Annotated in this window: 10 protein-coding genes and 2 pseudogenes; 5 read left to right on the plus strand and 7 right to left on the minus strand. The window is 60.7% G+C overall.

Annotated elements, in window-relative coordinates; translation table 11 throughout:
- Positions 1 to 407 precede the first annotated feature (407 nt).
- From JWP26_RS22415 to JWP26_RS11205, 3 genes and pseudogenes are all read right to left on the minus strand, one after another.
- Positions 408 to 956: an autotransporter outer membrane beta-barrel domain-containing protein gene (locus tag JWP26_RS22415; RefSeq protein ID WP_367184115.1), complete on the minus strand. Its 549-nt coding sequence runs from the start codon at positions 954 to 956 to the stop codon at positions 408 to 410.
- Positions 920 to 1,315: pseudogene (locus JWP26_RS22420) on the minus strand (SDR family NAD(P)-dependent oxidoreductase); the annotation flags it as partial. The pseudogene JWP26_RS22420 and the gene JWP26_RS22415, both read right to left, overlap by 37 nt.
- A 21-nt stretch (positions 1,316 to 1,336) precedes the next feature.
- Positions 1,337 to 2,038, minus strand: coding sequence for a LysR substrate-binding domain-containing protein (locus tag JWP26_RS11205; protein WP_299727253.1), 702 nt, complete (start codon positions 2,036 to 2,038; stop codon positions 1,337 to 1,339).
- A 19-nt stretch (positions 2,039 to 2,057) separates the two neighbouring features.
- On the opposite strand from JWP26_RS11205, the gene JWP26_RS11210 reads away from it, so the two are divergent.
- Both JWP26_RS11210 and JWP26_RS11215 read left to right on the plus strand, forming a co-directional pair.
- A complete protein-coding gene (locus tag JWP26_RS11210; protein ID WP_299727254.1) occupies positions 2,058 to 3,032 on the plus strand; it encodes an NADH:flavin oxidoreductase in 975 nt (324 codons plus the stop codon).
- Between the two features lie 44 nt (positions 3,033 to 3,076).
- On the plus strand, positions 3,077 to 3,376 hold the full coding sequence (locus tag JWP26_RS11215) for a hypothetical protein (protein WP_299727255.1): 300 nt from the start codon (positions 3,077 to 3,079) through the stop codon (positions 3,374 to 3,376).
- Between the two features lie 212 nt (positions 3,377 to 3,588).
- Here JWP26_RS11215 and JWP26_RS11220 read toward each other — a convergent pair whose 3' ends face one another.
- Both JWP26_RS11220 and JWP26_RS11225 read right to left on the minus strand, forming a co-directional pair.
- Positions 3,589 to 3,906, minus strand: coding sequence for a hypothetical protein (locus tag JWP26_RS11220; RefSeq protein WP_299727257.1), 318 nt, complete (start codon positions 3,904 to 3,906; stop codon positions 3,589 to 3,591).
- Between the two features lie 29 nt (positions 3,907 to 3,935).
- Positions 3,936 to 4,490: a TetR family transcriptional regulator gene (locus JWP26_RS11225; RefSeq protein WP_299727259.1), complete on the minus strand. Its 555-nt coding sequence runs from the start codon at positions 4,488 to 4,490 to the stop codon at positions 3,936 to 3,938.
- A gap of 87 nt (positions 4,491 to 4,577) precedes the next feature.
- Between JWP26_RS11225 and JWP26_RS11230 the strand changes: the two genes are divergently transcribed.
- Positions 4,578 to 5,417, plus strand: a complete 840-nt coding sequence (locus JWP26_RS11230) for an SDR family oxidoreductase (RefSeq protein WP_299727261.1) — start codon at positions 4,578 to 4,580, stop codon at positions 5,415 to 5,417.
- Between the two features lie 251 nt (positions 5,418 to 5,668).
- On the opposite strand, the gene JWP26_RS11235 is transcribed toward JWP26_RS11230, so the two are convergent.
- On the minus strand, positions 5,669 to 7,714 hold the full coding sequence (locus JWP26_RS11235; RefSeq protein ID WP_299727264.1) for a methyl-accepting chemotaxis protein: 2,046 nt from the start codon (positions 7,712 to 7,714) through the stop codon (positions 5,669 to 5,671).
- 232 nt (positions 7,715 to 7,946) lie between these two features.
- Positions 7,947 to 8,251 (minus strand): annotated as a pseudogene (locus JWP26_RS11240) (SDR family NAD(P)-dependent oxidoreductase).
- Between the two features lie 172 nt (positions 8,252 to 8,423).
- Between JWP26_RS11240 and JWP26_RS11245 the strand changes: the two are divergent.
- The gene (locus tag JWP26_RS11245) at positions 8,424 to 8,630 is read left to right on the plus strand and encodes a hypothetical protein (protein ID WP_299727270.1); all 207 of its coding nucleotides are present in this window, start codon (positions 8,424 to 8,426) and stop codon (positions 8,628 to 8,630) included.
- Positions 8,631 to 9,238: 608 nt separating this feature from the next.
- Positions 9,239 to 10,352 (plus strand): ABC transporter substrate-binding protein (locus JWP26_RS11250; protein ID WP_299727273.1); only part of this gene is annotated, 1,114 nt, incomplete at its 3' end.

Below are 10,352 nucleotides of genomic sequence, written 5' to 3' on the forward strand. Positions count from 1 at the left end.
TCGACAACCTGATGCTGGATGGCGGCATTGAGGCGTTGGGCTGCGTGCTGGTCCAGCGCGAAGTATCGCCCGAGCGGCTGCTGCAGGATCTCGACGCGTTCCAGGAATGCCTGCGCCTGGCGCGGGCACATATGGACAGGATTAGCTAACGCCGTCGGCTACGGCAAAGTCGGAGAGACAAGCTCGGGCCGCCATTGCGATCCGGGGCTGAGATGAAGGTACGCATTGCCTTTGGCAGGTGGCTCGCCCGCTAGAACCGGCTCGTAAACCCCAGCGTGCCCTTGGCGGCGTAACTACCTCGAAGCTGGTCGAGCCCAGCACTTTGCCGTGCAGCGCGTGGGCGCCGTCTGCCCAGTCGAGCGTGCCGCCAAGGCCGAGTTCAGCGCCGAATTTCTGGCCGGCAAATTTCAGATCGGTGCCGATATCGCCACGTTGGCGCCGTCGAGGAACTCGTAGGCGAGGTTGGTGATGCCGTAGAGCGTAGTGGCCGCGTTGCGGCCCGCGGCATCCTGCCATCCGGTCTGGTAGTCGAGCGCCAGCCCCAGACGGCCCTTGAGGCTGGCGCCATGGGTCAGCGACACTTCGGAGCCAAACCGGTCGGTGAAATTGTCGAAGCCCACCGAGGCATAGTTCAGCGCCTGCGGGGTCAGCGACCAGCGCTCGTCCAGCGCGAAGGCACGGCCCGCCTCGATCCCGGCGGCGAACCGGTGCCGCCATTGTCTTGCACCAGGGAATAGCCGGCGGCGTTGAGATCGGTGCTGAAATACGCCACCTGCCCTTGCAGGTCTACATAGCTGCCTTCGGCGCCGCGCCAGATGAGCGATGCGCCCAGCCGTGGACGAGATTGAGATGACTTTGCCCGCCTCTGCTGACGCATGTAGGGCAGAAACGCCCGCGTGACGTTCATGGGACCGACAAGGCTGGTCGCCAGCTGCAGATCCATCTGCCGCTGCGATAACTCCTCGAAATAACCGGCGTAGAAGCTGGCCGCATTGTTGACCAGGACGTCGATGCGACCGAAATGCTCGATCGTGGCCTTGGCGGCCGCGTCAGCGTCGGCTTGACTGATGACGTCAAGTTTGACGACCAACAGGTTGGGGCTTTGAGGGAAGACCTTGGCGACCTTCTCGACATTGCGTCCGGTGGCGACGACCTGATGCCCTGCGTCCAAGGCAGCCTTGGCAATGTGTTGACCCAAGCCGCGACCTGCGCCGGTAATAAACCAGACACTCATGATGGTCTCCTTTTTCTTGTGACTAGATAGCCAAACTCCCTCTTTGCGATTAGGGGCTAAAAATCGGATGGGCCTAGACATGCGGCGTATAAATGGCGCGCATCAAGCCCGATATTTCAGCGCAGCGATCAGGGCGGTCAAAGCCGGGGGAACCTGACGGCGGCTGGGGTGATAGAGATAATATCCCGGGAAGGTTGGGCACCACTGGGCAAGGGTGCGTTCGAGCCGTCCTGCCTTTATGTGCTCCAGAGCGTAGTTCTCATAAGTATAGGCAAGGCCGTGCCCGGCTAGCGCTGCATCGAGCAGCAGCTCGGTATTGCTAAAGACCAGCGGGCCCTCTACGCGAGCCTGAAGTGGCCTTCCGTCCTCGACAAACTCCCAGCCGAAAAAGCCGGAAGTACGCAAGTGGCGATAGTTGATGCACCGGTGACTGGAGAGCTCGCGGGGGTTTTGCGGGTAACCAAATTTTTCGAAGTAGGAGGGTGACCCGACGACGCAGAGGGGGACATCTGGACCGATCCGTACCGCAATCATATCCTTTTCAACGATGTCGCCGAACCGAATGCCAGCGTCGATTTTGTCAGCGACGATGTCGATGAAGCTATCATCGACTATCATCTCAATCCGAACATCCGGATACTCCCCTAGAAATTTCGGCAGCACCGGCAGTCGGTTACGGAGGCAGGCGAAACCCTGCTTCGGGCATTGCGTCCGGCGCTCGAGGATATCTCCAGCGGAGTGGATGCGATCGGGGCCTTGCGAGGGAAAGCCGCCGGCACAATCCGGCTCACAGCCGCCAAACACGCAGTATCTTCCGTGGTGATTGCAGGCCAATGGCATCGGCTTCACCGACGAGTATGCCTCGTTCGACGACCGATTCTTGCCGAGCCTTCGTAGCCTGGCTGAGGCAGCCAAAAGCGGCGGCGCCCCTGCCGTTCTGCAGCTCTTCCACGCCGGCAACAAGGCAATCCCCGACCTGACGCCCGACGGCGAGATCGTCAGCGCCAGCAATGTCGCAGTTTCGGCAACATCACCCGCCGTCGCAGCAACTCCCCGCGAGCTTACGCACGCGGAAATCCTTGAGGTTATCGCCGCTTTTGGCGAGGCCACGCGACGCGCGATCGAGGCAGGGTTTGATGGCATCGAACTGCATGGCGCCCACGGCTTCCTGATCCAGAATTTCTTCTCTCCCCGCTTTAACAAGCGGCAGGACCAGTGGGGCGGCTCACTCGAGAACCGCATGCGCTTCGCCCTTGCAGTCGTAGCTGAGGTTCGCCGCGTGGCCGAGCTGCATGCTAAGGGTCCCTTCCTCCTTGGCTATCGCATTTCGCCGGAGGAGCCCGAGGCCGATGGGCTGCGTATCGATGACGCCCTGGTGCTCATCGACCGGCTGATCGAGGCCAAGGTCGATTATGTGCACGTGTCGCTAGAAAACATCCTGACGAGCAAGCCAATCGGCAGTACCGCCGCCGAAACGATCGCGCAGATTGTCGAGAGACATATCGGCGACCGCGTTCCGCTCTTTGCCGCCGGCGGCATCCTGACCCCTTTCCAGGCCTCGGAAGCCCTTTCCCTTGGCCTGTCCGGGATCGCCGTTGGTCGCGGCCTCGTCATAAACCCCGACTGGGTCGAACGCGCACAGGCTGGCGACGCGGCCTCAATCGAAACAACTCTCGATCCGGCTGTCGTTCCCAGTCTCGTTATACCCGAGAAATTGTGGGGCATCATTCAAGCGATGACGGGCTGGTTTACTTTGGCACCTCCGCATGACGCCACATCCCAGAAAAAGGGGGCCTGAGCCATGCATTTGCGGACCTTATTTCTTAGCCTCACTATGGTGCTTTGCGGTCTTACGACGGCATCACAGGCGCAAACCAACCGTATTACCACATTCCCGGAATCCTTTGGCCAGATGGTTATGTACGGCGATTATCGCCGTGCGACGGCGGCGAGCTGGCCTATGCCCTGCAGGAAACCATCGATACCGCGCAGGCAGGCCTGCCGCTGCCCAACGGCACGGTGCTGGTGCTTGAGATCTATGGTGGTGGCGCCCTGACCGACTATTTCGTCATGGAAAAGGGCCGGGACTGGGGCCTAGACTTCGTCGAGGAAGGCCGCAACGGTGACTGGCACTTCCAGTAGTTTGACCCGAACCAGAATGTGCGCCGCACCGCTTTTGCCGACCGCTGCATGTCCTGTCACCAGGGCGCCGGTGCGGCTAGCGAGTTCATGTTCAGCTACGACCGCATGCAAAGCTACATGCCGTGAAGCCGCTCTTTCTCATCAGGCTTGTACTCGACTTCGTAGCGGCCGGCCTCCTGCTGGCCGCGCTTGCCTATAACCTTATGGGCAATCTAGTCCACGAAATCTTCGGCACCGCCATGTTTGCGCTGCTGATTGGCCACAACCTGTTCAACCGCCGTTGGTATGGAACTGTTCTCAAAAGGCCGGAGCCGCGCACACTGATCACCAAGGGGATCAACCTCTCGCTCTTCGTGTCGATGCTGACCCTTCTCATCACCAGCGTCATCATTTCCCGGGCCGTTTTTATCGAGCTTCCGAAAGCCGCCGTTCGCTGTCCTGCGACGACCGCGGCTTTGCGCCACAAGCCGGACACTGAATCCGCCATACCACCTCGCGGAGGCGGTCGTTGCGAACGTAGTGGTCATCATGGAACGGTTCCGCGGCTGACGGAGCAATCCTATTCCGCGCCTGACAGCAGCGTCACCACCCTGCCGATGTTTCGTCTCGCCTGGACGAGGTCGGGAGAAATGCCGCGGCCGAAGGGGTTGGTAGAGGTCCATGCAGTCGCCAGGGTCATGATGGTGGTCAGCAGAAAATCGGGCGCGAAATCCTCGGTTATCGATCCACGCTGCTGGGCCGCGCGTATTTCCGCCAGCTTTCCTTCGATCGAGGCATTGCGGGTGGGTGAGCCATCGATCGGCTGTTCAAGGCTGAACCAGGCCATGAGGCGCATGATCGCCGGATTGGCAATGGCGAAGTCAAAAACGCGCATGGCGTATCCGGGAAGATCGTCGGGGCTGAAGGTTACCTCCACATAGACGCGGCTGAGATGATGCTCCAGCACCCTGGTGAACAGCTTCTCCTTACTGTCGAAGTAGATGTAGATCAGGTTTTTGTTGCATCCCGCCTCCTTGGCGATGCGATCCACGCGGGCCCCGGCGATGCCAAAAGCCGCGAACTCCCCCATCGCCGCATTCAAGATACGTTCGCGGGTCGCCTCTGCGTTGGCCATGCCGATTCTCCTTTGTCGCACGATATCACTTGACTAACTGGTTAGCCAAATCCTAGAACTATCTAACCAGTTAGTTAGGAAATTAAAATGGCACAGACTTGGTTTATCACGGGCGTAAGCAGTGGCCTTGGCCGGAGCATGACGGAGCAGCTTCTGGCCCGGGGCGATCGCGTCGCGGGGACCGTGCGAAAACTCGATGTCATGGCCGACCTCAAGGCCCAATACAGGGACCGGCTCTGGCTTGCCGAACTTGACGTCACCGACTTCGCGGCTATTCCGCGTGTCGTGAACGCGGCCTTTGGTACGCTTGGACGCATCGATGTCGTGGTCAACAATGCCGGCTATGGGTTGTTCGGCCCTGCCGAGGCGCTGAGCGACGAACAGGTTTATCACCAGATCAATACCAATCTGGTCGCACCGATCCAGGTCGCGCGCGCGGCGCTGCCGTATTTGCGCGCGCAGCAGGGCGGCCGCATCATCGCCATTTCGACCTATGGCGGACAGGCCGCTCAGCCGGGCGGCTCGCTCTATCACGCGAGCAAGTGGGGCATGGAAGGGTTCTTCGATGCGCTCCACGGCGAGGCCGCGTTCTTTGATATCGGCGTTACAATTGTCGAACCAGGCGGCGCGCGCACCGGCTTCAGAAAGGCGGCCAGCAGCCAGGCGGCAGAACTGGACGCCTACAGGGGCACCCCGGTGGGGAGCATCCGCGCCCGCCTTGAAGATCAGTCGCATCCGCCGATCGGCGATCCTGACAAGATGGCCGCCGCGATCATTGCGAGCGCCGGTCAGTATCCGGCGCAAAAGCGACTGGTTCTCGGCAGCGATGCCTATGGCTTCATCCAAAAAGCGCTAACGGAGCGCCTTGCGGCCGTGGAAATTCAGAAGGAGACTGCGGCATCGACGGACATCGAGCCCGGGCACTAAACGTTGCCAATTGGCTGACGCATAGCCTGCATAAACACCACGGCGCGGGCCGACGGCAACTGCGAGAGCCCGCAGCAATAAGTGGCGTCCTCGACGGGCACGAGTGCCCTGAGAAGGACTTCTATGACTTCGGCGGGGCCGCAATCGGCCTCGTCCTGGCCGGTTGGTCAGGTTCGGGCAGTTGGCGCAGCGCCGGTATGCGAGAGTTTTCGCCTCCAACGGCCTGGATGCCTGCCGGAGGAAGCGTTCTCCTAGAATTCGGACCAATCGGACGAGATCGCCGGCGCCGCGCTGCCGCGTGTCAGATAGGATTTTGCGGCCTGCGCCACGCGCTGGGTCAGCTTCACGATGCCGGCCGGCTGGGCGGCATGCGCCACAACCCGTGCCTGTGCGGCGCCCGCCTGCCGTTTGACGACGAAGACATCCACGACCTTGTCGAGCTTGGTAGCCTGCGCTTCGGTCTGCTCGATGGCGGCGTTGATTTCCTCGACCAGCGCCGCATTGTGCTGGGTCATTTCGTCCATGGTGCGCACGGCGATGTTCACCTCCTCGATCGAGGAGGCCTGCTCGCGGCTTTCGCGGGCAATGCTGCTCATCAGCTCGTTGGACGAACGCGCGCCGGTCAGCATCGATTCCAGTTTGGCCGCCGCGTCGCTGACCAGCCTTGAGCCGCCCTTGACCTCATTGGCCGACTGCTCGATCAGCACCTTCACATCCGCCGACGCCGAGGCTGCCGACTGCGCCAGCCGCCGCACTTCCACTGCCACCACCGCAAAACCCTTGCCGGCGTCGCCCGCGCGAGCCGCTTCAACCGAGGCGTTCAGCGCCAGCAGATTGGTCTGGAAGGCGATGTCGTCGATCAGCCCGATAATGTTGGAAATCTTGGCGGAGCTTTGCGTAATGCGCTCCATCGCCTCGGTGGCCTGATGCATCACCACCCCGCCCTCCTCGGCCGTCTTGGTGACGGTGGACGATACGTCGCTGGCCCCACGCGCCCGCTCGGCATTCTGGATCACCGTCGAGGCAAGCTGTTCCATCGCCGCCGAGGTTTCCTCGATCGTCGCTGCCTGCTTGGTGGTGCGTTCGCTGAGGTCATTGGCGCCCGACAGAATCTCGCTGGTCGCGGTCCGCAACGATGTCGAGGTTTCGCGCAATTCCCCGACGATCTCGGCGAGTCGATCGGCGACCGCATTGGTGTCGTTCTGCAACTGGGAGAAAGCCCCCTTGAAATCACCCTCGACACGCTCGGTCAGCTCGGCTCGTGCCATGGCCGAGAGAACGCGTCGCGTCTCGTTCAGCCCGGTCTCGACCGAAGCCACGAGTTGATTGACTGAATTGGCCAGCTTGCCCAGTTGAGGATCGGCAAAGCGGCTGGTGACGCGCTCGCCGAAATTACCTTCCAGCCCCGCATCGACAACCAGGCCGATTTCGGACTGCAGCACCGCCATGGTGCGGGCATCGTCTTCCATGCGCTGTTGCCCGACCAGCTTTTCTTCCTCGAGACCGCGGCTGACAATCAGGTTTTGCTTGAACACTTCGACAGCGTCGGCAATGCGGCCCAGTTCCGTATGCTCGGCCCGCATCGGCACATCGACCGAGGCATCGCCTGCCGCCAGGGCGGCCATCGGCGTGACGATACGACCAATGCCGCGAGAGATGCCGCTGATGATCAGGACGGCCAGGCCAATCGAGACGATGGCGCCAAACAGCACCCCAACCACGAGCGCCACATAAATGAACTGCTCAAGCTGCTCGGACGCGCTGGCTGCCACCTCGGCATCGCCGTGGTTGAGATCGACCAGTTTTTGCGCACTGTCGGCCGTAGCGAGGGCAAGGGGCTTGAGTTCGGCATCGTTGCGGGTAAAGGCCTCTGCCTGCTTGTCCTGATCCGCCAGTGCGACGACCGCCGGCACGCCCTGCACATAGGCAGTCCAGCTCTTTTCCAAAGCGTCCAGGATTTGCTGCTCGGCTGGCGACGACACCAGCAATCGGTAGGCCTCGATTTCGGTATCGACGGTCGCCACATGGGCATCGAACTGGGTCTGCTGTTGCTGCCGGTCGGCCGGCTCGGTCGCTGCCAGGTGCGAAACGACACTCACTCGCGTGCTGAAAATATCGCCCCTCAAGGTCGCCGCCAGATTGACGCTGGGCAGCACGTCCCGCGCCAGGAAATGGTTGGAGGCGGCCAACTGGTTGGCACCCCAGAGGCCTGCGGCGCCCAGCGCCAGCACAAGGACGACGGCAAGCGAAAACGCGCCAAGCAACTTGGCTCGGATCGAGGCAAAAAGGCGTGACATGGAGGTGACCTGAATTCTGAGAGAGAAAAGTCCTCGCGCCGTCCAGTTTGAGGCCCTTGCTCACGGGTCAGAGGCCCGCTGGCATAGGTAATGAAACGCTTTTTTGCTTAACGATTGGTGAAAATGAAGGCATCCCGGGCATAAACTTTAGTGTAACTAAAAGAACGACGGGGCTGTGACCTCTATTCTGAAGGCCGGTTCAGGACTGTCTTGTCCGTGTTGGGAACCGGCCTTACCGCATTCCAGGAATGGCAATGCCGCTCTCCACCAACAGGTTCTGGCCGGTAATGAAGCTGGCTTCGTCGGTGGCAAGCCAGACAGCGACATTGGCGACGTCCTCGGGCCTGCCGATCCGTCGAGGCTGCGGAACATCTCGGTGTCGATCGCTCCAGGCAGCAGAGTATTGATGCGGATATTGTGCGGGCCGGCCTCGAGCGCGCCTTTGCTCGCCGCATAGGCCGTAGTGCCGATCGATGGCGCCTTCGAGACGAAGGACGAAGTATTGACGATCGAGCCTCCGTTGCCGGCCGCGATCATGGCCTCGCGTTCGTATTTGATGGACAGCCAGACCCTTTGAGGTTGATGGCGATCACTTGGTCGAAGTCGGTTTCCTCCATGTCGATGATCGATGCGAACGGCCCCGAAATGTCGGCATTATTGAAGGCGGCATCGAGGCGGCCGAAGTACCGTCGCAGCAATTGCCCCCGATGTGACCCAGGAACCTGCCATCGGCCATCAGTTCTATAGCGCCCGCATCGCCATCGACAAATCCGAGCTCGAGAGGCTGCCGCCAAATGTCCGACTGGTTCCCGGCATGCCCGTGGATGCCTTCGTCAAGACCGAGGACCGCACCGTGCCGTTTTACCTAGTCCACCCGTTCGTCGAGCAGCTCAACCGCGCGACGGGTGAGGACTGACCGGCTCGAGTAAGCGTGAGCCGCCGCGCATCCAAACTGCTCTAGCTGTCGTTCGTCGCAATTCTGGTTTTAGAAATAGCGTCCTGCCGCCGAAAGCAGATCGCCTGCTGAGGGTGGATAGCGGCTTCCGGTCGTCCTCAGACTGTCTTGTTTGAAGCCGAACTTGGACTGGCACTATGAGCGCCGGAAGAAAGTTGCGAGTCAATCGAGCTGTTGAGAATACATCATCCGACCCGATACCGGCACTGAAGCGGTCCACCGTATACCTCCACATGCCGCCTCTCGCTCCGCCCACTTCCAGCTGTTTGGGGTCCGACGCGGTGCTCAGCGACGCAATTGCCTAGAGATCCTAGATAATCACGAGAGCATTCTCAGGCGGTGCCGCGCTGCCAGAGCGCGGCGCAGCCTCCACGGAGATCCTGCTACACTTTGTCAGGGGACATGATGAATCATGGAGAAAACTTGCGAAAAATCGTAAATTCAGGCGGCTTGTTCGGCTGACTTGGCCAAATCCATCATTTGTTTGTCAATGACATTGACAAATTCTGCTCAAGGTGGAAATCTTGATGTGCGTCGTGGACAGGGCGCGGGCACAACAGGGGTACATCATGAACAAGATCACCCGGCGGTTTTTCCTCGGGGCTTCGGTAGCGACAATCACCATTGCGGCGGCTGGGGCGCGCGCGTTTGCAGCGACGCCAGGCGGCGAGGCGCCGATGCTCAAGGCGCTCGTCGACGCAGGCAGTCTGCCGCCGCTCTCAGACCGCCTACCTAAAAATCCCATGATCGTCACGCCGCTCAACGAGATCGGCACTTATGGCGGCACCTGGAACTCGACAATCGTCGGAGGCGGTTCGCTGTCGATGCTGTTCCGGTACCAGGCCTACGAGCCGCTGGTGCGCTACAACCCCGAATGGACGGGTGTCATTCCCAATGTCGCCGAGGCAGTGACGCCGAACGATACCGCGACAGAATTCACCTTCAAGCTGCGCGAAGGTCATAAGTGGTCAGACGGGCATCCCTACACCACCGATGACGTGATGTTCTGGTACGAGGACGTGTTCACCAACCCCGACATCGAAGTTACCAACCAGGACCACCTGATCGCTGGCGACGACAAGGCGATCTTCACTAAGGTTGATGAGACGACGTTCAAGGTCGGCTTCAAGGATCCGAACGGCATGTTCCTATTGCTGCTCGCCTGGGCCGATGCCGACCAGACCACGCGCTTCCCCAAGCACTACCTCAGCCAGTTCATGCCGAAATATAACCCGGACGCAGACAAGCTGGCGACGGATGCCGGATTGTCGGGCTGGGTGCAGTTGTTCCAGAAGAAATCAGGCGCCGCGCTCGAAGATGACTTCTTCACCAATTCGGAAATTCCTGTCCTGCATCCGTGGAAGATGAAGGTTGCGCCGGGCGAAAGCACGGAGCGCGCGACTGCCGAGCGCAACGCGTATTATTTCAAGGTCGATACCGAGGGCAACCAGTTGCCCTATCTCGACGGCATCGATTATGTGCTCGTCGCCGATGCGCAGGTGCTGCTGCTCAAGGTGCTGCAGGGCGAGATCGATTTGCTCGACCAGTATATCGGCACGCCGACCAACAAGTCGGTGCTGTTCGATGGCAAGGAACAGGGCGGCTACGACTTCTACATCACGCTCTCGACCCAGCCCAACGAGATGGCGATCTGCCTCAACATGACCCACCCCGATGCGGTCA

It is taken from the genome of Devosia sp., from assembly GCF_028290435.1.
Lineage (GTDB): Bacteria > Pseudomonadota > Alphaproteobacteria > Rhizobiales > Devosiaceae > Devosia.